At 69.1% G+C, this 20,068-nt stretch carries 18 protein-coding genes and 1 tRNA gene; 7 read left to right on the forward strand and 12 right to left on the reverse strand.

The window, feature by feature from the left end; translation table 11 throughout:
• Nucleotides 1-164: 164 nt before the first annotated feature.
• Nucleotides 165-1,232: an NUDIX domain-containing protein gene (locus tag QTI45_RS23410; RefSeq protein WP_286656020.1), complete on the reverse strand. Its 1,068-nt coding sequence runs from the start codon at nt 1,230-1,232 to the stop codon at nt 165-167.
• Between the two features lie 72 nt (nt 1,233-1,304).
• Between QTI45_RS23410 and QTI45_RS23415 the strand changes: the two genes are divergently transcribed.
• Nucleotides 1,305-1,658: a cell envelope biogenesis protein TolA gene (locus QTI45_RS23415; protein ID WP_286656021.1), complete on the forward strand. Its 354-nt coding sequence runs from the start codon at nt 1,305-1,307 to the stop codon at nt 1,656-1,658.
• A 29-nt stretch (nt 1,659-1,687) separates the two neighbouring features.
• On the opposite strand, the gene QTI45_RS23420 is transcribed toward QTI45_RS23415, so the two are convergent.
• From QTI45_RS23420 to QTI45_RS23455, 8 genes are all read right to left on the reverse strand, one after another.
• Nucleotides 1,688-1,762, reverse strand: a tRNA-Arg gene (locus QTI45_RS23420).
• Nucleotides 1,763-1,817: 55 nt separating this feature from the next.
• Entirely contained in the window at nt 1,818-5,888 is a 4,071-nt protein-coding gene (locus QTI45_RS23425) for a translocation/assembly module TamB domain-containing protein (protein WP_286656022.1), read from the reverse strand.
• Complete coding sequence (locus tag QTI45_RS23430; protein WP_286370029.1) at nt 5,889-7,775, reverse strand: autotransporter assembly complex protein TamA; 1,887 nt, start codon at nt 7,773-7,775, stop codon at nt 5,889-5,891.
• Between the two features lie 57 nt (nt 7,776-7,832).
• A complete protein-coding gene (locus tag QTI45_RS23435; RefSeq protein WP_286656023.1) occupies nt 7,833-8,750 on the reverse strand; it encodes a 2OG-Fe(II) oxygenase in 918 nt (305 codons plus the stop codon).
• A gap of 109 nt (nt 8,751-8,859) precedes the next feature.
• Nucleotides 8,860-10,047: a vWA domain-containing protein gene (locus QTI45_RS23440; RefSeq protein WP_286370027.1), complete on the reverse strand. Its 1,188-nt coding sequence runs from the start codon at nt 10,045-10,047 to the stop codon at nt 8,860-8,862.
• Between the two features lie 6 nt (nt 10,048-10,053).
• Nucleotides 10,054-10,665: a GNAT family N-acetyltransferase gene (locus QTI45_RS23445; RefSeq protein WP_286656024.1), complete on the reverse strand. Its 612-nt coding sequence runs from the start codon at nt 10,663-10,665 to the stop codon at nt 10,054-10,056.
• A 2-nt stretch (nt 10,666-10,667) separates the two neighbouring features.
• On the reverse strand, nt 10,668-10,928 hold the full coding sequence (locus QTI45_RS23450) for a hypothetical protein (protein WP_286370025.1): 261 nt from the start codon (nt 10,926-10,928) through the stop codon (nt 10,668-10,670).
• Nucleotides 10,925-11,767 carry an AAA family ATPase gene (locus QTI45_RS23455; protein ID WP_286370024.1) on the reverse strand — a complete coding sequence of 281 codons (843 nt, stop codon included), beginning with the start codon at nt 11,765-11,767 and terminating at the stop codon, nt 10,925-10,927. Before QTI45_RS23455 ends, QTI45_RS23450 begins: the two co-directional genes overlap by 4 nt.
• Before the next feature lie 130 nt (nt 11,768-11,897).
• On the opposite strand from QTI45_RS23455, the gene QTI45_RS23460 reads away from it, so the two are divergent.
• A complete protein-coding gene (locus QTI45_RS23460; protein WP_286370023.1) occupies nt 11,898-12,575 on the forward strand; it encodes a c-type cytochrome in 678 nt (225 codons plus the stop codon).
• Between the two features lie 75 nt (nt 12,576-12,650).
• Here the strand turns inward: QTI45_RS23460 and QTI45_RS23465 are convergent, their stop codons facing one another.
• Complete coding sequence (locus tag QTI45_RS23465; protein WP_286370022.1) at nt 12,651-13,085, reverse strand: DUF1841 family protein; 435 nt, start codon at nt 13,083-13,085, stop codon at nt 12,651-12,653.
• Nucleotides 13,086-13,224: 139 nt separating this feature from the next.
• On the opposite strand from QTI45_RS23465, the gene QTI45_RS23470 reads away from it, so the two are divergent.
• Nucleotides 13,225-13,992: a class I SAM-dependent methyltransferase gene (locus QTI45_RS23470; RefSeq protein ID WP_286370021.1), complete on the forward strand. Its 768-nt coding sequence runs from the start codon at nt 13,225-13,227 to the stop codon at nt 13,990-13,992.
• A 12-nt stretch (nt 13,993-14,004) separates the two neighbouring features.
• Here QTI45_RS23470 and QTI45_RS23475 read toward each other — a convergent pair whose 3' ends face one another.
• The gene (locus QTI45_RS23475) at nt 14,005-15,243 is read right to left on the reverse strand and encodes an ABC transporter substrate-binding protein (protein WP_286656025.1); all 1,239 of its coding nucleotides are present in this window, start codon (nt 15,241-15,243) and stop codon (nt 14,005-14,007) included.
• Between the two features lie 169 nt (nt 15,244-15,412).
• On the opposite strand from QTI45_RS23475, the gene QTI45_RS23480 reads away from it, so the two are divergent.
• Complete coding sequence (locus tag QTI45_RS23480) at nt 15,413-16,762, forward strand: TAXI family TRAP transporter solute-binding subunit (protein ID WP_286656026.1); 1,350 nt, start codon at nt 15,413-15,415, stop codon at nt 16,760-16,762.
• A gap of 128 nt (nt 16,763-16,890) precedes the next feature.
• Nucleotides 16,891-17,775: a CsgG/HfaB family protein gene (locus tag QTI45_RS23485; RefSeq protein ID WP_286656027.1), complete on the forward strand. Its 885-nt coding sequence runs from the start codon at nt 16,891-16,893 to the stop codon at nt 17,773-17,775.
• A 40-nt stretch (nt 17,776-17,815) separates the two neighbouring features.
• Here QTI45_RS23485 and QTI45_RS23490 read toward each other — a convergent pair whose 3' ends face one another.
• A complete protein-coding gene (locus QTI45_RS23490) occupies nt 17,816-18,598 on the reverse strand; it encodes an IclR family transcriptional regulator (protein WP_286656028.1) in 783 nt (260 codons plus the stop codon).
• 122 nt (nt 18,599-18,720) lie between these two features.
• Between QTI45_RS23490 and QTI45_RS23495 the strand changes: the two genes are divergently transcribed.
• Together QTI45_RS23495 and QTI45_RS23500 are read left to right on the forward strand one after the other, a co-directional pair.
• On the forward strand, nt 18,721-19,425 hold the full coding sequence (locus QTI45_RS23495) for a 3-oxoacid CoA-transferase subunit A (RefSeq protein WP_286656029.1): 705 nt from the start codon (nt 18,721-18,723) through the stop codon (nt 19,423-19,425).
• Nucleotides 19,422-20,063: a 3-oxoacid CoA-transferase subunit B gene (locus QTI45_RS23500; RefSeq protein WP_286656030.1), complete on the forward strand. Its 642-nt coding sequence runs from the start codon at nt 19,422-19,424 to the stop codon at nt 20,061-20,063. The genes QTI45_RS23495 and QTI45_RS23500 overlap by 4 nt, the downstream gene beginning before the upstream one ends.
• The last annotated feature ends 5 nt before the right edge of the window (nt 20,064-20,068 follow it).

Raw genomic sequence — 20,068 nt, forward strand, 5'->3', positions numbered from 1 at the left:
AACCCCGAAGACCTTCAGGCCGATGATCACGATGAGCGGCACGCCGCAGAGCCAAAGGATGATGCTTTTCATGGGGTTCTCCGCTTTGTGTGTGTGATTCGACAATAGGCGGGCCGGCGTGGGCTGCCTGCCGGAAAAAGCAATAGGAAGACGTGGGCGGCTGCCTACAGGGCGCTCGGCGCCGGCAGCAGGCCCAGGTAGTGGTCGAGCATCTGGAAGTGGTCGTCCAGGAACCGGTCTTCCCGCGCCTGCAAGGCCTCCACAGGCGTCCATTCGGCGGCCGCGGCATCGTCGTCGGCCCGCAGCGCGGGCAATTCGCGCTCCCCCAGGTCGAAAAAGAAGCCGTGCGTGATGGTGCGTCCGCGCGCGCTGCGGTCGGGGCGGTCGAAGACGTCGGTGGCCTTCAGGCAGGCCCGCAGCGTGGCCGGCGGCAGGTCGAGATGGGTTTCTTCCTCGAGTTCGCGCAGGGCGGCCTGCTGCGTGGTCTCGCGCTGCTCCAGGAAGCCGCCCGGGACCGCGAACAGTCCCTTGCCGGGTGCCTGGCCACGGCGGATCAGCAGCACGTGGTTGCCGCACTTCACGACGCAGTCGACCGTCACGAGGACCGGCGGATAGGGCGCCGACGCCCAGGACGCCTCGTACTCGCGCAGCAGTCCGGCCTCTTCGGCCAGGGCTTCGAAGGCCGGCCCGTTGCGCCAGGCGCGCAGGACTTCGATCGTGCCCGGCGGGATCTCGCCGGCCAGCTCGCCGAAGGCGGTCTCGGGCGCCGCGAACAAGGCGTCGCGCATCAGGCTGGCGCGGCGGACCGGGACGTTGTCCGCGCGCTTCAGCGTCCAGTCCGGGAAGGCTTCGAGGTAGTCGCGGGTGGCGTCGCGCGCATGGCCGACCAGCGTCACCGTCTCAGGGGGTGCCGCCGGTCCGGCTCCGGCCCAGGCGCCAGCCACGGCGTGCCGCACGGCAGCGACCCAGCGGGCGTCGTCGAAGAAGTCGCGCACCGGCACGCAATGCAGCCGCCGGCGCTCTGCCTCCGGAAAGGACAGTCGCACCATCTCGGCGCGTTCCTGCCAGGTGAAGGGATGCTTGGGCGAACGCGCCTGGAAGGCCGACCCGATCACCACCACCACGCGCGGCGCGGCAGCGAGCGCCCGTTGCAGGAGCGACCGGTGCCCATCGTGAAAAGGCTGGAAGCGGCCGATGACGACGGCGGCGTGGGAGACGTTGTGAGTGTGCACTGACAATATGAATTTGATGATACATGTGGCGATTGCACCAAATGCTTATATGCGCCGACCAATCCTCGTTTTATGCTGCCGCTGGATCTTTTTCCGAACCATCCACTGAGGAACCCCATGAGCAAAATTCTCGCCATCATGATTGCCGGCTTCTTTGCCGCAGGCGCCTATGCGCAGGCCCCCAAGGGCGCTTCGTCGGAAAGCTCGCCGATCATGAACAGCAAACCGCAGGAACGTGCCGAAGCGAGGGTGGACGCCCGTCCGCAAGGCAAGGTCAAGGCCGTGGGCGGCGACACGCTGAACACGCCTGAAGGCGGTGCGATCGGTACCGGCAAGGCCGCTGCCGCAGGCCAGGCGCGCGAAGCGACCCGCAATGCCAAGCGTCCGAACCGCAAGGTGAACCCGCAAGGCGGCACCCCGCAGTAATCGCTTCCTGCGACGTCGGCGGGCAGGGATGGTGCCCTCGACAGGAATCGAACCTGTATCTGAGTCTTAGGAGGACCCCGTTCTATCCATTGAACTACGAGGACGAGAGCGGGAGCGACTTTACCAGTTCGCTCGCCCCTGCCTGGGGGCGAGCAACACCTAATCGAACTGGACCGTGTAGATCAGGTCGACCGCGCTCTGCTGGCCCGCCTGCGCTCGCAGCGTCAGCCGCCGCGTGAGGTCGTAGAAGATGAAGAAGGTGCCGAGCGTGCCGCCCAGGCTGCGCTCGTAGGTGATGTAGAAATCCCGCGCCACGCGCTTGCCGACGGTGACCGTGGACTCGCGCACGTCGCCGCCGCTGCCCGGGCCCTTGAAACCGATCTCGTCGAGTCCGAAGCGGCTCGCCAGCCCGCCTCCCGTGTTGCCGCCGAGCCCCCCGAGCAGCGCCAGCGCGGCCTGCTGGATCAGCACCGACTCGCCGCCGCTGGTGGCCGAGGCCCGTCCCAGCACCAGCCAGGAAAGCGTTTCCTGGTCCGACAGCTGCGGCTCCGAATAGAGCCGCACGCGCGGCGACTGCGCCGTGCCGGTGATGGCGACGCCGGCGCGCTGCGAGATGTTCGGCCGGATCGCCAGGATGTCGAGCTGCGGATTGTCGAAGGGGCCGTTGAAGCGCGCCACGCCGGTCTCGATGTTGAGCGCCTGCCCATAGGCGCGGTACTGGCCGGCCACGGTCCGGATCTCGCCCGTGATGCGCGGCGGTGCGCTCAGCGAGGTGCTCCGGATGTCGAGCTTGCCGGCCAGCCGGGTCGTGATGCCGCGCCCCTGGACCGCGAAGTCGCTGCCGAGGTCGAAAGACACTGCGATGTCCGGCGGCTTGGCGGTCTGCGCCCGGGCCATCTCGTTCTTGTCGGCCGCCTCCAGCCGCTTTGCCTCCTCGGCCGCCTCGCGGTCGCGCGCCGCCGAGCGGATGACGACGTCGCTGCCCAGGCTGGGCGCGGTCTGGTCGGGCAGGATGATGACCGCCCGGTCGGTCTTGATGTCGCCCCGCACCGTGAGCTGTCCGCCGGCAAGTCGGGCCTGCAGGTCACCCGACAGCGTGACCTGCCGATCGGCGCGTACCAGCACGCGCAGCGAGCGCAGCTGGGCCTGGAGCGACATCCGGATGCCGCTGCCGGCGCCGTCGGCCGGTGCGGCGCCCCAGGCCAGCTCGCCCTTCGCCGACAGCGTGCCGCCGTCGCGCGCGGCCTCGCTGGCCGCGGTGCTTAGGTTGCCGCTCTGGCCCGGGATGCGCGTCTGCGCGCCGGCGCCGCCCTTGAGCGTGAATTCGGTGACCTCGACCCGGTTGCCGGCCAGCGTGGCACGCAACTGCCCGTCGCGCAGGTCCAGCCCCTCGACCAGCGCCCGAACGGCCAGCTGGTTGGCGCCCAGCGTGCCGTTCCAGCGCGGATCGTTGCGGCTGCCGGCCAGCGTGGCGTCGGCTTCCAGCGTGCCGGCCATCCGCCAGCCCGGCGGCGCCAGCATGGACCAGACGCCCAGGTTCGGCATCCGCGCCGTGACGCGGCCGGCCAGCGGTGCGTCCTCGGCCCACTGCCAGCCGCCCTGGCGCTGCTGCATCCGCGTGCTGGCCTCCACCCGGATCTCGCCGGCGCGCTCGCTGTCCCAGGCCAGGTTGGCGCGCACGGTATCGCCCTCGGCGTCGAGCGTGAGTTCGGCGCGGCGCAGTCCCGCCGGCGTGCTGGCGCCGGGGCCGGCGGCATCCATGGTGCGCTCGCTGGCCGTGCCGGTGCCGTGGCTCTTGATGCGCGTCACCAGCGCGGCCTCGCCGGCCTGCACCCGCAGGTCGCCGCTCTCGCGCACCAGGCGGGCCTTGGCGCGCAGCGTGTCGCCGGCGTCGATGTCCCAGTCGCCGTTGAACAGCAGGTCGCCGCTGAAGCCCACCTGCGCCAGCGCGTCGCCATTGCCCAGCAGTTCCGCCCAGGCCATCGGCAGGTCCTGCAGCCGGCCCTTGGACTGCAGGCGGAAGGCGCGCCGCGCCTCGCTGCCGGTGCGGCTGAAGCGCAGCGGCTGCCAGTCGATCTTCACCGTGCCCGGCGCCGGACCCTTGAGCGTGGCCGCCGCGGCCGAGGCTTCGACGTCGAGTCGAGGATTGGCGCCTGCGGCCGTGCGCACCTGGGCGCTGACCGGGCTGCGCAGTTCCAGCACCCACGGCGCGGCGTCCGGCCGCGCGCTGTCGAGCACCTGGACCCGCAAGTTGGCGAGGGTCGCGTTCCACTGGTTCGGTCGCTCGATGCCGCCGCTGGCCCGGCTGTCGAGCCCGATCTTGCGGCTGTCGGTGACGGCCTCGCCCTTGAGGGCGAGTGTGGCTCGCGCGAGGCTGCCGGACAGCTCGGCGCGGACGCCGTTCAACTGGACATCGCTGGATTTGCCGGCCTCGGAGGACGGCAGCTTCAGGTCCAGCCTGGGCACCGTCAACGTGGCCTGCAGCGTGGGCTCGGCGCTGCCGCGCGGGGCCGGTTCGTTGGCGTTCTGGAGCCGCCGCCGGACCGCCTCCCAGCCGCCCCTCCAGCCGGCGTCGAGACGCGCGCTGCCCTGCATCTGCATGCCGGCGAAGGCGGCCTCGAGCCCGGGCAGCTCCTCGACCCAGCGCTGCAGCGCCGCCGCATCCTCGATGCGGACCTGGGTGTCGCCGCCGCCCGTGGCCGGTGCGATGCGGCCGTCGACGAGCGCGGTGGCGCCCGGCACGACGAGGTTCAGCCGGCCGCTGGCGGCCTGGTCATCGAGCCGCAGCTGCAGCCGGCCGTCCAGGCTGGCGCGGTGCGCCTCGATGCGCAGGCTGCGCAGGTCCAGCACCTGATCCTGCCACTGGCCCTTGGCGAGCGCGCGCTCCAGCCGCAGGCCCTGCAACTCGCCGCTTGCTCCGGCACCGCCCTGGGCCTGCAGCGCGACATCGAACTGCAGGGCCTCGCCGGCCTGTTCGGCCAGGATCCGGCCGTTCACCGGGGCGCCGTCGAGCTGCGTATGGAGCGCACCCGGCTTGACCCCGCGCACGTTGGCGTCGAGCTTCCAGGGCGCCGGTGCCGGGCTCCAGCTGCCCTTCGCATCGATGCGGCCGCCGCCGGCGCGCAGGCTCGCTTCCGGGAAGGTCCAGCTGCTGCCGTCGAAGCGGGCCTGGACGTCGAGCTGCTCGACCGGCAGCTTCGCCTCGTCCCACGGGCCCGGCAGCGCATTGCGGACCTGGGCGCCGGCCTGCCAGAGCTGCTCGCCGGCGGTCGCCGTCGGATCGGGGCCGGCCTGGATCTCGCCGCTCAGCAGCGTGGCGGGGGCGGCGGGCCACAGGGTGGCCAGGTCGATGTTGGACAGCTCGGCCTTGGCGTCGATCACCGGCTGCGGCTGCCAGGGCGCCAGGTTGGCCTGCAGCTGTGCCCGCATCGGCTGCTCGGCGCTGGCGTCGACCGGGTTGAGCTCGGCCGCCACCGCGAGGCGCGCATCCGTGCCGGCCAGCGTGCCCTTGACGCTGGCCTCGGCCCGCACGTCGAGGCTGCGATCCTGCGCCAGCAGCGCACGCACCCGGCCGTTCAGCGTGGCGTCGATCGCCATCGGCGCCGGCCCCTGCAGGCGAAGCCGGGCGCCGTAGTGGCCATCGGCGATATCGACGCCCTCGATCTCCAGCTGGTGGTGCGCGTCGCTGTAGCGGTAGCTGCCTTCCAGCTTCGTCGCCTGCAGGGCCGGCGGACCGGCCCAGCGCAGGTCGTCGATCTGGAAGGGCAGCTCGACGTCGATCGGCAGCACGATCTGCTCGAGCGCTTCGACCGGCTTGCTCTCGGCGGTCGGCCGGGGCTCGATCAGCACTTGCGCCGCATGGACCTCGCCGAGCTGGACCCGGCGCCGCAGCAGCGGCGCGAGCTGCCAGCCGATGCGGGCGTCCCGGACCTCGACCGCGAGGCTCTCGCTCTCCCAGCGCAGCCAGCCGATGCGCCCGCCGGCGCGCAGCGAGCCGGTCACGTCGCGGCTTTCCAGCGTCTGGCCGGCCGGCAGGTAGCGTGCGGTGCGCGCCAGCGCGAAGGCCAGCGACTGGTCCGAGCCCAGCCACCACCAGGCGCCGGCGCCGAGCAGCAGCACCAGCGCCAGCAGGCCCGTGACGCCCCATGCCAGCGTGCGCAAGGCGCGCCGCCCGCGCGAGCGCGGCGGCGCTGCCGCGGGATGGGTTTCGGTGTGGTCTTCGGGGGTCATCTAGAAGGTGAAGCCGAGTCGAACGTGAAGGCGGAACTTGTGGACCTGGACTCCGTAGGCCAGGTCGATCTGCACCGGGCCGATCGGGCTGGCCCAGCGCCCGCCGAAGCCCACCCCGACCTTCGGCTCCATGTCGCCGGGCCGGTCGGCCACGGCGCCGACGTCGACGAAGACCGCGCTCTCCCAGGCGGTCAGCTGGCCGTCATAGACGAAGGGGCGCTGCCATTCGACGCTGGCGACGCCGAGGTAGCGGCCGGCGATCACCTGGCCGTCGGGCTTGACCGCTCCGATCGTGCGGTAGCCGTAGCCGCGCACCGTGGTGTCGCCGCCGGTGAGGAAGTTCAGGGTCGAGGGGATCTGGGCCCGGTCGGCGGCGCTGACCGCGCCGGCCTCGGCGCGCAGCTGGATGCGGGCGTTGCGGCTCTGCGTGCGGTCGGCGTTGCTCACGGTGCCGGCCGGGACGAAGCCCACCCAGCGCACCACGGTGCGCGTGAAGGGCAGTTGCTCCCCGGTCAGCGTGTAGCCGGCGGCCAGTTCGAGTCCCAAGCCCTGGCCCCGCGTCGGGGCCGCCGCATTGTCGAAGTAGCGCCCGATCCAGCCCCAGTTGAGGGTCAGCGCGGAAGCCGACGGAGGGGGATTGAAGCCGACGTTCCGCGCGTAGTCGTACTGCAGGAAGTAGCTGCGATCGATGTGGCCGTCGGCCTTGTTGCGGCCGCCGCGCAGTCGACCGCTGTCGACCGTGTAGCTGCCCGAGACCTCGCTCTTGAGCAGGGCCGAGGTGAAGGTGCGCCATCCGCTGTCGTCGGGGATCGCGCTCCAGTCGGTGCCCAGCGATTGCGTGTCGCGGTCGAGGGTGAGCTTCGACACCGCGCGCCAGCCGAGCAGCGGCATGTCGTTGTGGGAGTGGTCGATCGACAGGCGCGCGCCGCTGTCGGTGGTGAAGCCGACGCCCAGCACCACCCGCTGCAGCGGTGCCTCGCGCACCTGGGCGATCACGGGGGCGGCGAGCGGATCGGCGCCGCTGGTGTCCAGGGTCAGGAAGACCGAGTCGAAGTAGCCGCTGCTCGCCAGCCGCTGCTGAGCGTCGAGCAACTGCTGCTGGTCGTAGTCGGAGCCGGTGGGCACGCGCGCCAGCCGGCGCACGTTGTCGGCGGGGTAGCGCTGGCTGCCGTTCACCACCAGCGGCCCGAAGCGATACGCGGGGCCGGAGCCGTAGGTCGCGCTGAGCTTCGCTTCGCTGCGGTCGGCATCGATCTCGGCCAGGCTGGTGAGGATGCTGCCGGTCGGATAGCGCCGGGCCGTGAGGCTGCGCAGGGCGGTCGTCTTGGCGTTGTCCCAGGCCTGCTGGCTGAATGGCTGGCCGGCGCGCAGGGTCCAGCCGGTCCGGATCCCGTCGCGCTGCGATTCCGAGGCGGGGTCTTCGGCGATCGGCCCGCTGAAGTCGACCTGGACATTGCTCACGTGGGTGATCGGGCCCGGATCGACCGTGATCCTCACTTCGCGCGGCGCCTTGCCGCCGGGCGTGTCCACCAGCTCGAGCGTGAGGGTCGGCGTGAAGTAGCCGAGGATGTTGAGCAACTCGCGGGCGTTGGCTTCGGCGGCGACCATCAGCCGCGAGATCTCGACCGCGCCGAGATCGTCGAGCTCGCGGAAGCGCTGGATTTCCAGATGGCGTTCGAGGTGCTCGCGGACCGAGTCGGGGGCCCGCACGTCGACCGTGAAGGCGGCACCGGCCGCCCGACCCTCGCTCGCTACGGCGCTGGGGGTCGCGTCTGATTCTGCTGCATCCGTCTTGGGCAACAGGCTGCAACCTGACAAAAAGAGAACGGCTGCAAACAAAAACGCCGGCAACCACGCCGGCGCATGAGATCGGACCACCCAAAGCATGCGGGCATTTTGACAGCATGGTCACGCCCCTCCGGGCGCTTCGGCGCGGCGCCGCGCTCAGCGCCGGATCATCCGCCGGGCCAGGCCCCAGACCAGCGGCGGTGTGAGCATCCGCGCCACCGCCTTGACCCGGTCGGCATGGTGCTTCTGCATGAAGACGCTGCCCGCCTCCACGCCATGCTGCCGGCCGGCCGGCTCGCTGCTGTAGAAGTACGCGGCCACCGACCGCCGGGGTCGTCCGTCGGCGGCCTGCAGCGGCTTCGTGTGTCCGTGGAAGCTGTTCGGGCCATGCGGCATCAGGATGGTGCGGCCGAACTCGGGCTGCACGGTCGAGACGCAACGCTTCTTGTCCCAGAGCTCCAGCGCGGAGCCCCATTCGGGATCCCATCCCTTGTTGAGGTAGGTGATGAACACCATCTCGTTCTTCAAGCCGAGGTGGGGATGGCGGTTGAAGTCGCGGTGCACGGCGAAGGTCGCGCCGGTGCGGCTCTCGTGCAGGCCGCCGCCGAAGAGCCTGGGATCCGGCAGCAGGTATTGCGCGCCGCTGACCGAGGACAGCCATTCGCCGAACCAGCCGGAATTGACGAGGTCGAAGTAGAGCTGCGTGGCCGGGCCCAGCCGGACGTTGAAGGCCGAGCGCCGAAGCCGCTCGTAGCGGCTGGTGACGTCGGCCCAGCTCGTTTCCGTCTGCATGTCGAACTCTTCGGCCACCAGTTCCAGCAGCGAAGGATGGAACAGGCCGTCGACCACCAGGTGCTCGAAGGGCTTGGCGGCCTCCAGTTGACGGCGCAAGTCCGCGCGCCGCTCCGCCTCGAGAAATGCCGGGTTGACCAGTTCGGCCAGGGGCAGCCGGACCCCCCGGATGCACAGGAAATCGCCCTGCGGCTCCAGGCCGGCAAGGGGAAACGGCTTCTGCAGCGGCAGCGGCTGCTCAAGAACCGGCAGTTCGATCGTGTGCGACAACTGGGCAGACATGAGCCACTCTTGCCTCGAGGACGTTTTGAATCATTAAGTGTTAACTGTAACTTAAAGATTCACATGCTGCATGTTTTTGGCAGGGTCGCGCGCCTGCCGCGGCGAATCGCTATTTCGACAGCATCCGCATCGCGTCTTCGAGCCCGCGCAAGGTCAGGGGATACATGCGGTGCGACACCAGCTGCTGCATCACCGCGATGCTCTGGCGGTACTGCCAGACGCCTTGCGGTTCGGGGTTGATCCAGGCGAACTTGGGGAAGGCGTGCGTGAGGCGCTGCATCCATTCGGCGCCGGCTTCCTCGTTGTTGTATTCGACGCTGCCGCCCGGCTGCAGGATCTCGTACGGGCTCATCGTCGCATCGCCGACGAAGATCAGCTTGTAGTCCTTGTTGTACTTGCGAATGATGTCCCAGGTCGCGAACTTCTCGGAGAAACGGCGCCGGTTGTTCTTCCACATGAAGTCGTAGACGCAGTTGTGGAAGTAATAGAACTCGAGGTGCTTGAACTCGGTCTTGACGGCCGAGAACAGCTCCTCGACGCGCTGGATGTGCTCGTCCATCGTGCCGCCGACATCCATCAGCAGCAGCACCTTGACGTTGTTGTGGCGCTCGGGCCGCATCTTGATGTCGAGGTAGCCGGCATTGGCGGCGGTCGAGTGGATCGTGTCGTCGAGGTCCAGCTCTTCCTCGTGGCCCTCGCGAGCGAACTTGCGCAGCCGGCGCAGCGCGATCTTGATGTTGCGGGTGCCCAGTTCCTGGCTGTCGTCGTAGTCCTTGTAGGCGCGCTGGTCCCAGACCTTGACCGCGCTCTTGTTCTTGCCGGCGCCGCCGATGCGCACGCCCTGCGGGTTGTAGCCGCCGTGGCCAAAGGGCGAGGTGCCGCCGGTGCCGATCCACTTGTTGCCGCCCTCGTGGCGCTCCTTCTGCTCTTCGAAGCGCTTCTTGAGCGTCTCCATGAGCTCGTCCCAGCCCATCTTCTCGATCTTGGCCTTTTCCTCGGCCGTGAACTCGCGCTCGAGCGTCTTGCGCAGCCAGTCGAGCGGCACTTCCTTGGTGAAGTCGGCCAGCATCTCGACGCCCTTGAAGTAGGCGGCGAAGGCGCGGTCGAACTTGTCGTAGTGCTTCTCGTCCTTGACCAGCGCGGTGCGCGACAGGTAGTAGAAGTCGTCCAGGCCGTAGGCGCCGTCGGAGTTGGGGCCGACCACGTCGGCCTGCAGCGCCTCCAGCAGGGTCAGGTATTCCTTGACCGAGACCGGCAGCTTGGCCGAGCGCAGCGTATAGAAGAAGTCGATCAGCATGGCGAATCACTCCTGGGTGGAAGGGGTGCGGGGCTTGTCCAGCAGGTAGCCCAGCTGGGCCCGCACCTCGGGCCACTCGCCCGCGCGCAGGCTGTACATCACGGTGTCGCGGATGGTGCCGTCGCGGCGCAGCGCATGGCCGCGGATCACGCCGTCCTTGCGCGCGCCGAGCCGCTCGATCGCGCGCTGCGAGGCGTGGTTGAAGTTGTCGGTGCGCCAGCCCACCACGTGGCAGCCCAGGGCATCGAAGGCATGCGTGAGCATCAGCAGCTTGCAGGTGGTGTTGACGTGCGTGCGCTGGCAGCGCCTGGCGTACCAGGTGTAGCCGATCTCCACGCGCTTCACGGCCGGCAGGATGTCGTGGAAGCTGGTGGTGCCGAGCACCGTGCCGCTGGCCTCGTCGGTGACCGCGAAGGCGAAGCGGTTGCCGTCCTCGCGCATCTTGAGCGCGTTCTCGATGTAGGTGCGCGTTTCATGCGGTTCGGGCACCGAGGTGACGCGGATGTTCCAGAGCTCGCCGTCGGCGGCGGCGGCGCGCAGGCCGTCTTCATGGTGCAGCGACAGCGGCACCAGCGTGATGCCGCGCGACTTGAGCGTGACAGGCTCGACGAATGCCATCCTCAACTCCTGGGATTGCCGTATTTTCGGATGTACCAGGCCCGCGCGAGCTGGGCGCCCCCGCCGCCGCCGAGGCCGATCAGCAGGATGCCGAAGATCGCGTTGTTGGTGTAGCCGCCGGGGCCGAAGGCGTCCAGCCCGAGCAGCAGCCCGACCCAGCGGCCCAGCAGCGCGCCGGCGACGAACAGCACCGCCTGCGCCACGCCGAGCAGCATCAACTGCCTTGTCGGGTGCTTGCCGGGTCCTCCGGGCGCTGCGCTCATCGATTGTTCCGCTGCATGAAGACGAGCTTCTCGAACAGGGTCACGTCCTGCTCGTTCTTGAGCAGCGCGCCGACCAGCGGCGGCACCGCGACCTTGTCGTCCTTGCTCTGCAGCGCCTCCAGCGGGATGTCCTCGGCCACCAGCAGCTTGAGCCAGTCGAGCAGCTCGGAGGTCGACGGCTTCTTCTTGAGGCCGGGCAGGTTGCGCACGTCGTAGAAGGTCTTCATCGCGGCCGTGAGCAGCTCCTGCTTGAGGCCCGGGAAGTGCACCGCGACGATGCTCTTCATGGTCTCGGCATCGGGGAACTTGATGTAGTGGAAGAAGCAGCGGCGCAGGAAGGCGTCGGGGAGTTCCTTCTCGTTATTGGAAGTGATGAACACCACCGGCCGGTGCTTGGCACGGACCAGCTCGCGCGTCTCGTAGCAATAGAACTCCATGCGGTCGATTTCGCGCAGCAGGTCGTTCGGGAATTCGATGTCGGCCTTGTCGATCTCGTCGATCAGGAGCGCCACCGGCTGCTCGGCCGTGAAGGCCTGCCACAGCACGCCCTTGACGATGTAGTTGTGGATGTCCTTGACGCGCTCGTCGCCGAGCTGCGAATCGCGCAGCCGGCTCACGGCGTCGTATTCGTACAGGCCCTGCTGTGCCTTGGTGGTCGACTTGATGTGCCACTGCAGCAGCGGGAGTTCGAGTGCCTGGGCCACTTCCTCGGCCAGCATGGTCTTGCCGGTGCCGGGCTCGCCCTTGACCAGCAGCGGACGCTTGAGCGTGATGGCGGCATTGACCGCGAGCATCAGATCCTGAGTGGCGACGTAATTGTCTGATCCCTTGAATTTCATGGATTGGATTGGAGCGGAGGGTGGTTGAAAGGACACAACATCGATTCTTCGTCCGCAGGGGCTGCGAAGAGCCCCCATATAATCAAATGTTGATTTGAAACAAGTTTCTCCACGAGATTGTGCGCGCAAAATGAACAAGTTGTTGACCACGATGTTTGCCCTCGCTGTCGCCTGCGTGACGGTCTCGGCCCAAGCCCAGAAGATCACGGGAAACGCTGAAGCCGGCGCCAAGAAGACCGCGATGTGCGTCGGCTGCCACGGCATCATCGGCTACCAGGCCAGCTTCCCGGAGATCCACAAGGTGCCGATGATCGCGGGCCAGAGCGCCAGCTACATCGTGTCCGCGCTCACCCAGTACAAGGGCGGGGAGCGCAAGCACCCGACCATGCGCGCCATCGCCGACTCGCTCAGCGAGCAGGACATCGCCGACCTCGGCGCCTACTACAGCCAGCTCGGCCTGAAGGACGGCGCCGCGCTGCCGGCTACGGTCAAGGCCCCGAGCGACACGGTGCACGCCCTCATCTCGCGCGACAAGGACAACGCCTGCACCAAGTGCCACGGCGCCAACTTCAACACCCCGAACGACGGCACCGTGCCGAAGCTCGCGGGCCAGTACGCCGACTACCTGTACGTCGCACTGAAGTCGTACAAGGGCCAGACCCATGTGCTCGGACGCTCCAACGGCGTCATGAGCGGCCAGGCCAAGAAGTACAGCAACGCCGAGTTGAAGGAACTCGCGGCCTACATCAGCTCGCTCCCCGGCGAGCTGAAGACGGTGCCCGAGTCGCGCTTCCATCACGCCGACTGAAGGCCTTCGGCCCCATGAAAAAGCCCGCACCGAGCGGGCTTTTTGCTTTGCGGTGCGCCTTGTGCCGTTGCGGCATCAGTCCCTGGTGGCCCGGCGCTGGACGCAGGCCACATAGGCTTCGCCGTCGGGCGGGCGGCCGGCGCGCTGGCTCTCCCACATCATCTGGCCCAGGCATTCCATGGCTTCGTGGTGGGCGTCGAGCAGCGAATCGCGGCGCGCCGCCAGCAGCTCGACCGCCTGGCGGATGCCGCGCGGCTGGTCGATCGAGCACTGCTCGCTGATCGACAGGTGCATCGACAGGTGCAGGAAGGGATTCTCGCGGCCGTCCTTGCCGTCGTAGACGCGGCTCACCGCGGCGTCGGCATCGGCCAGGTCGGCGTGGTATTCGGGGTGCTCGTCGATCCAGCGGCTGGCGATGATCTCGAGCGCTTCCATCGGCTCGCCGCGGCGGCTCTTGGCGAAGACGTCGCAGAAGAAACGACGCACTTCCTCTTGGGAGGGATTGAACATCCACCGAGATTAGCACCGGCGCACGCCGCGGCGCGAGGCTGCGGCTCGCCGCCCGGCGTCGGGGCGGCCGCATTTTCTGCAGCACCGGCCGGATCCTGAATGACAATGCGTCCCAACGAGAGACGCCGCCGCACCAAGCATGACCGAACGAATCCAACCCATCTCCTCCGCCGAGGCGCTCGCGCCGCACACGCCGCTGCCGGCCTACTACGGTGACGAGGTCGAGCACGAGCAGTTCCTGCGCCGCATCTTCGACGACACGGCGCCCGACTACGACCGCATCGAGCGCGTGCTCGCCCTCGGCTCGGGGCCGTGGTACCGGCGCTCGGCGCTGCAGCGCGGCGGACTCGCCGCCGGCGCGCAGGTGCTCGATGTCGGCATCGGCACCGGGCTGGTCGCGCGCGAGGCGCTGAAGCTGATCGGTGCCGGGGGGCAACTGGTGGGCGTGGACCCCAGCCCCGGGATGATGGGCCAGGTGGCGCTGCCGGGCGTCGAGCTGGTGCGCGGCCGGGCCGAGGCGCTGCCGCGTCCCGATGCCAGCAGCGACTTCATCAGCATGGGCTATGCGCTGCGCCACATCGCCGACGTGAACGCCGCCTTCGCCGAGTTCTTCCGCGTGCTGCGGCCGGGTGGACGGCTGCTGGTGCTCGAGATCACCAAGCCCTCGGGCCGCGTCGGCACGGCCGTGCTCAAGGGCTACATGCGCGGCGTCGTGCCGCTGATCGCCAAGGTGGTGGCGCGCGGCCACGACACGGCCGAACTGTGGCGCTACTACTGGGACACCATCGAAGCCTGCATCGCGCCCGAATCGGTGCTGGCCGCGCTGCGCGCCGCCGGCTTCGAGGATGTGCGGCGGCAGGTCGAGCTCGGCATCTTCTCCGAGTACAGCGCGGTCAAGCCGCGCTGAGCGCGCCGTCGCCTACAGCCCGCCGGCGGCCTGCTTGCGCTGCACGATGCGGTTGCGCGTCGCGTCCTCGGCATGGGCGAAGGTGACCTGCCCGTTCTTCACCGTGCCGACCACCAGCATGTTCGGCGTCAGCGCTTCCTTGTCCTCGCTGCTGAAAGGCTTGTCGTAGGTGGTGACGACGCCGTAGTAGGGCCGCTTGGGCTGCTCCAGCGCGGCCTTGATGCCGGGGCCGTCGAGACGGTCGCCGGGCAGGCTGAGCACCGCATGGGCCAGCAGGTAGGTGGCGTCGTAGGCCTGGGCCGCGGCCATCGGCACCGGGATGCGCTGCGTCTCGAACTTGCGCGCGTAGCGCGCCAGGAAGGTCGCGCGCCGCTCGTTGGTCGGCTCGGCGACGAAGCTCAACGCCATCAGCGAGCCTTCCGCGGCCTCCTTGGCGCCATCGATGAAGAGCGGGAACGACAGGGCCCAGGCGCCGACCTGCGGCACCTTCCAGCCGAGGGCCTGGCGGCCCTTCGCGACCACCGCGTTCTGCGGCGCGATGGTGTAGATGAAGATCACGTCGGCACCGGCCTTGCGCGCCTCCTTCAACTGCTCGGTCACGTCGGTCACGCCGAGGTCGAAGCGGCCGACATGGACCGGCTCCAGCTTCTTACTGGCCAGCGCCTTCTTCACGTCCTGCAGCCCGGCTTCGCCATAGCCGGTGGTGTCGGCGAAGACGGCCACGCGGGTCCAGCCGCGGGCCACGATCTCGTCGACCATGAACGGTGCCTGGATGGCGTCGCGCGGCGCGTTGCGGAAGATGTAGCTCTCGGCTGGCGGGAACCGGGTGGTCACCGGCGTGCCGGTGGTGCACGGCACGATCAGCGGCGTCCGGCTGCTCTGGAAGACGTCGATCGATTTCATCGCCACGCCGGTGTTGCAGAAGCCGATGGTCGCGATCACCTTCTCGCGCACCAGCTCCTGCGACAGCTTCAGCCCGACCTCCGGGTTGGCCTGGTCGTCCTTGATCACCAGCTCCAGCGGACGGCCGAGGTAGCCGCCGAAGGAGTTGATCTCGTCGATCGCGAGCTTGACGCCGTTGAGCATCGGCAGGCCGAAGTCGGAGGAGGGGCCGCTCAGCGGCCCGATCACGCCGATGCGGATGGCGCCCGCGGCGCCCGCTGCGGCCTGTGCGCCGGCGCTCGGGGCGAATGCCGTGCAGGCCAGGGTGAAGGCGAGGGCGACGGCGAGGGTGAGGCTGCTTCTTTTCATGTCTCTGTCCTTGGTTCTTGTTGGATTCGGCCGGGCGCATCGTGACGGCGGGGTGCCCGCCGAAGCTCCGTGTTTGTCCGGGGTCCGCGGCCCTGCCGGGCGCGATTCCGTGCGGTTTTGCACGGCTTCGGCGGCAGAATCGCACTTCCTCAGCAGCCCGGCTCCCCGCATGAAGTCCCCCTCACTGCCCGCACTGCCCACCGGTCGCCGCCTCGCGTACTGGGTCGTCGGGATCGCGGTCCTCACGGCGCTGGTCTGGATGGTCGTGCGCGACCTCAGTCCCACGCCGCCGCGGTCGCTGACGATGAGCACCGGCGTGCCCGACGGCGCCTACCACCGGTTCGGCGAGCGCTACCAGGAGCTGCTGCGCGCCAACGGCATCCGGCTCGACCTGCGCCCGTCGAGCGGCGGCGTCGAGAACCTGCAGCGGCTCAACGATGGCTCGGTGTCGGTGGGCTTCGTGCAGGGCGGCACCGGCGTGCTCGCGCAGGACCCGGACGCGGCACCGGAATCGACACCGCTGCGAGGGCTCGCGACGGTCGCCTTCGAGCCAGTCTGGATCTTCAGCTCCGCCCTCGACCTGTCGAAGGGCCTGGGGCCGCTGGCCGGCAAGCGCATCGCGGTCGGGGTGCCCGGCAGCGGCAACCTCAAGGTCGCCAGCGAACTGCTGGCGATCTACGGCGTGACGGACGGCGGTCCGCAAGCCACCACCTTCGTCCGCGAGGGCGGCATGGCGGCGGCGAAGCTGCTCACCAGCGGCCAGGTCGACGCGGCGATCTTCGTCTCCGCCCCCCAGGCTCCGGCAGTGCAGGCGCTGCTCGCCGACGATGCCGTGCAGCTGGCGTCGCTCGACCACGTGCAGGGCCTGTCGCGGCGCCTTCCGTTCTTCCAGCCCGTGAGTCTCAAGCGAGGCTCGGTCGATCCGAAGCGCGACCTGCCGCCGCAGGACGTCCAGCTGCTCGCCACCACCGCCAACCTCGTGGTGCGCGAGGAACTGCATCCGGCGCTGGCCTACCTGCTGCTCGAGGCGGCGCGGCAGGTGCACCGGCAGCCCAGCATCATCGACCGCCCGGGTGATTTCCCGAGCCCGGCCGGCACCGACTTCCCGCTGGCGGGCGCGGCCGAACGCTACTTCAAGGCCGGCCGCCCTTTCCTGCAGAACTACATGCCCTTCTGGGCCGCGACCTATGTGCAGCGCCTGCTGCTGCTGCTGGTGCCACTGGCGGCCATCCTGGTGCCGCTGGTCCGGGTGCTGCCCAATGTCATCGCCTGGCGGCGCCAGAGCGGCCTGTACCGGCGCTACGGCGAACTGAAGTTTCTCGAGCAGGACCTGGCTTCGCGCAGGCTCGACGACGAGGAGCGTCGCCGAGCCCTCACGCAGCTCGACCGGATCGAGGAAGAAGTGGTCCGGACCAAGTTCCCGCTCGACTACGCCGACCGGGTCTACACGCTGCGGCAGCACGTCGACTATGTGCGGGCGCAGTTGCTGCGGCAGGGGGAGGCGCAAACCCGGGTTTGATCCGGATTTGTCGGGGCTCGATTCGAGAAGCTTCCCGAAGACGCGCCCGGGGCGGCTGCCTAGACTGCCGAGGGCCTTCGACGCGCGACCTTCACGCGCCGCTCCCTGTCCTCGTCTTCCCCCGCTCCATGATCATTTCCCGACTCCCTCTCGCTGCCGCCGTGGCGGCCCTCCTGACCCTGGCCGGCTGCCAGACCACCGACATGCAGCTGGGCAGCCAGTCCGCCAAGACCATGGCCACCGGCAGCGCCGCAGGCGGCACCAGCAGCGGCGCGAACAGCCAACTCGAGCGCTGCGACTCCCCGCTCGGCACGGTCTCGCTGGTGGAGAACCAGTCGGCCGGCTGGTACACCGTGCTGCGCAACGAATACAAGCTGCCGCCCACCGCCACCTTGCTGCGGCTGCTGGTGCAGCAGTCGAACTGTTTCGTGGTGGTCGAGCGCGGCGGCGCCGGCATGGCGGCCATGGGCCGGGAACGGGCGCTGATGGAAGGCGGCGACATGCGCGCCGGCAGCAACTTCGGCAAGGGCCAGATGGTGGCCTCCGACTACGGCCTCTCGCCCGAGGTCATCTTCAAGAACGACGACGCCGGCGGCGCCGGCGCCGCGCTGGGCGGCTTGATCGGCGGCCGGGCGGGCAGCGTGGTCGGCGCCTTGGGCGCCAACCTGAAGTCCAAGGAAGCTTCCACGCTGCTGACGCTGGTCGACAACCGCTCGGGCGTGCAGATCGCCGCCGCCGAAGGCAGCGCCTCCAAGACCGACTTCGGCGGCTTCGGCGCGCTGGGCGGTTCGAGCGCTGCCGGCAGGCTGGGCGGCTACACCAACACCGCCGAAGGCAAGGTCATCGCCGCCGCCTTCATGGACGCCTTCAACCAGATGGTGATCTCGCTGCGCGACTACAGGGCCCAGTCGGTGCAGGGCCAGGGTCTGGGCGGTGGGGGCCGCCTGGGCGTCGATGGCGCGGCTGCGCCTTCGCAGACCTCGGCACCGGGCGCCAAGCGCCGCCGGAACTAGCCTTTGTCCGCCCGCCCGGGCGAAGCGTCCGGGGCGGGCTTCACAACAGGCGCGAAATCTCCCGCGCCGCAGCCAGGAGGGCCGGCAGCATGCTGTCTTGCATCACCTTGGCGCTGGTCCGGTTGGCCTGGCCGCTGATGTTGAGCGCAGCCACGGTGCGGCCCGCGCGATCGACGATCGGCGCGGCGATCGACACCAGTCCTTCTTCGAGTTCCTGGTTGACCAGGCACCAGCGCTGTCGGCGCGCCTGCGCCACCTTGGCAAGCAGGGCGTCGATGTCGGTCACCGTGTGCTTGGTGAAGGCTTCGAGCGTCGAGGCTTCGAGTCTCGCGCGCAGCTCCTGCTCGTCGAGGTCGGCCAGCAGAAGCCGGCCCATCGAAGTGCAGTAGGCCGGCAGCCGCGAGCCCACACCCAGGCTGATGCGCATGATCTTGTGGGTCGGCACCCGCATCACGTAGACGATGTCGGTGGCGTCCAGCACCGCCGCGGAACATGACTCCTGCACCTGCTGCACCAGCCCCTCCATCACCGGCTCGGCGCGGTTCCAGATCGGCATCGACGACAGGTAGGCGAAGCCGAGGTCGAGGATGCGCGGCGTCAGCGCGAAGAGCTTGCCGTCGCTGGCCACGTAGCCGAGGGTCTGCAGCGTGAGCAGGATGCGGCGCGCGCCGGCCCGCGTGAGGCCGCTGGCGGCCGCCACTTCGCTGAGCGTCTGGCGCGGCGCGCTGGCGCTGAAGGACCGGATCACCTGCAGCCCGCGCGCGAAGGACTGCACGTAGCTGTCGCCGGGCTCCGGCGGGAGGGTTTGCTGCTGGGTTGCCATGAGGGATGGATTTCTCTAGAATTCATTATACGAACAGATGTTCGACATACGAACAATTTGACGGTGATCGAATCCATTCGATCGCAGTGTTCGGCTCCTTTCCCATCCCGGAGACAGATTTCATGATCGACAAGATCGCGCGCTCGGTCGCCGATGCCATGGCCGGCATCCGCGACGGCGCCACGGTGCTGATCGGCGGCTTCGGCACCGCAGGCATTCCCATCGAACTGATCGATGGCCTGATCGAGCAGGGCGCCACCGACCTCACGGTGGTCAACAACAACGCGGGCAATGGCGACACTGGCCTGGCCGCGCTGCTGAAGGCCGGCCGGGTGCGCAAGATCATCTGCAGCTTTCCGCGCCAGGCCGACAGCCAGGTCTTCGACGGCCTCTACCGCTCCGGCGCGATCGAGCTCGAGCTGGTGCCGCAGGGCAACCTGGCCGAACGCATCCGGGCTGCCGGCGCGGGCATCGGCGCCTTCTTCTGCCCGACCGGCTTCGGCACGCAGCTGGCCGGCGACCGCGAAACACGCGAGATCGACGGCAAGCACTACGTGCTCGAGTACCCGATCCGCGGCGATGTCGCGCTGATCAAGGCCGAGCAGGGCGACCGCTGGGGCAACCTGATCTACCGCAAGGCGGCGCGCAATTTCGGCCCGGTGATGGCGATGGCGGCCGAGCGCACCATCGCGACGGTGCACGAGATCGTCGAACTCGGCGCGATGGACCCCGAGACCATCGTGACGCCGGGCATCTTCGTCAACAAGATCGTCAAGATCGAGCGCGTCGCCACCGAGGCCGGCGGTTTCAGGAAGAACGCAGCATGACCTACGCCCGACGCACCAAGGACCAGCTGGCCGCCCGCGTGGCCCAGGACATCTTCGACGGCGCCGTCGTCAACCTCGGCATCGGCCAGCCGACCCTGGTCGCCAACCACCTGCCGGCCGGCCGCGAGATCATCCTGCACAGCGAGAACGGCATCCTCGGCATGGGCCCGGCACCGGCCGCCGGCAACGAGGACTACGACCTGATCAACGCCGGCAAGCAGCCGGTCACGCTGCTCGCGGGCGGCGCCTACTTCCACCATGCCGACAGCTTCGCGATGATGCGCGGCGGCCATCTCGACATCTGCGTGCTCGGCGCCTTCCAGGTCTCGGCCACGGGCGACCTGGCCAACTGGAGCACCGGCGAGGAGGGCGCGATCCCGGCCGTCGGCGGCGCCATGGACCTGGCCATCGGCGCCCGCCAGACCTGGGTCATGATGGACCTGCTCACCAAGAAAGGCGAGAGCAAGATCGTCGCGCAGTGCAGCTATCCGCTGACCGGGCTCGGCTGCGTGAAGAGGGTCTATTCCGATCTTGCTACGCTCGAATGCACGCCCGCGGGCCTGAAGCTGATCGACAAGGTCGACGGCCTCGGCCACGCGGAACTCGAAGAACTGGTCGGCCTGCCGATCGCCCTCTGAACCCA

The sequence above is a fragment of the Variovorax saccharolyticus genome, from assembly GCF_030316765.1.
Lineage (GTDB): Bacteria > Pseudomonadota > Gammaproteobacteria > Burkholderiales > Burkholderiaceae_C > Variovorax > Variovorax saccharolyticus.

What these genes read in the sequence shown, in the direction of transcription:
- QTI45_RS23415 (WP_286656021.1), top strand. Translation starts at nt 1,305, where the DNA reads ATGCTGCCGCTGGATCTTTTTCCGAACCATCCACTGAGGAACCCCATG.
- QTI45_RS23425 (WP_286656022.1), bottom strand. Translation starts at nt 5,888, where the DNA reads ATGACCCCCGAAGACCACACCGAAACCCATCCCGCGGCAGCGCCGCCG.
- QTI45_RS23430 (WP_286370029.1), bottom strand. Translation starts at nt 7,775, where the DNA reads ATGCTTTGGGTGGTCCGATCTCATGCGCCGGCGTGGTTGCCGGCGTTT.
- QTI45_RS23435 (WP_286656023.1), bottom strand. Translation starts at nt 8,750, where the DNA reads ATGTCTGCCCAGTTGTCGCACACGATCGAACTGCCGGTTCTTGAGCAG.
- QTI45_RS23440 (WP_286370027.1), bottom strand. Translation starts at nt 10,047, where the DNA reads ATGCTGATCGACTTCTTCTATACGCTGCGCTCGGCCAAGCTGCCGGTC.
- QTI45_RS23445 (WP_286656024.1), bottom strand. Translation starts at nt 10,665, where the DNA reads ATGGCATTCGTCGAGCCTGTCACGCTCAAGTCGCGCGGCATCACGCTG.
- QTI45_RS23450 (WP_286370025.1), bottom strand. Translation starts at nt 10,928, where the DNA reads ATGAGCGCAGCGCCCGGAGGACCCGGCAAGCACCCGACAAGGCAGTTG.
- QTI45_RS23455 (WP_286370024.1), bottom strand. Translation starts at nt 11,767, where the DNA reads ATGAAATTCAAGGGATCAGACAATTACGTCGCCACTCAGGATCTGATG.
- QTI45_RS23460 (WP_286370023.1), top strand. Translation starts at nt 11,898, where the DNA reads ATGAACAAGTTGTTGACCACGATGTTTGCCCTCGCTGTCGCCTGCGTG.
- QTI45_RS23465 (WP_286370022.1), bottom strand. Translation starts at nt 13,085, where the DNA reads ATGTTCAATCCCTCCCAAGAGGAAGTGCGTCGTTTCTTCTGCGACGTC.
- QTI45_RS23470 (WP_286370021.1), top strand. Translation starts at nt 13,225, where the DNA reads ATGACCGAACGAATCCAACCCATCTCCTCCGCCGAGGCGCTCGCGCCG.
- QTI45_RS23475 (WP_286656025.1), bottom strand. Translation starts at nt 15,243, where the DNA reads ATGAAAAGAAGCAGCCTCACCCTCGCCGTCGCCCTCGCCTTCACCCTG.
- QTI45_RS23480 (WP_286656026.1), top strand. Translation starts at nt 15,413, where the DNA reads ATGAAGTCCCCCTCACTGCCCGCACTGCCCACCGGTCGCCGCCTCGCG.
- QTI45_RS23485 (WP_286656027.1), top strand. Translation starts at nt 16,891, where the DNA reads ATGATCATTTCCCGACTCCCTCTCGCTGCCGCCGTGGCGGCCCTCCTG.
- QTI45_RS23490 (WP_286656028.1), bottom strand. Translation starts at nt 18,598, where the DNA reads ATGGCAACCCAGCAGCAAACCCTCCCGCCGGAGCCCGGCGACAGCTAC.
- QTI45_RS23495 (WP_286656029.1), top strand. Translation starts at nt 18,721, where the DNA reads ATGATCGACAAGATCGCGCGCTCGGTCGCCGATGCCATGGCCGGCATC.
- QTI45_RS23500 (WP_286656030.1), top strand. Translation starts at nt 19,422, where the DNA reads ATGACCTACGCCCGACGCACCAAGGACCAGCTGGCCGCCCGCGTGGCC.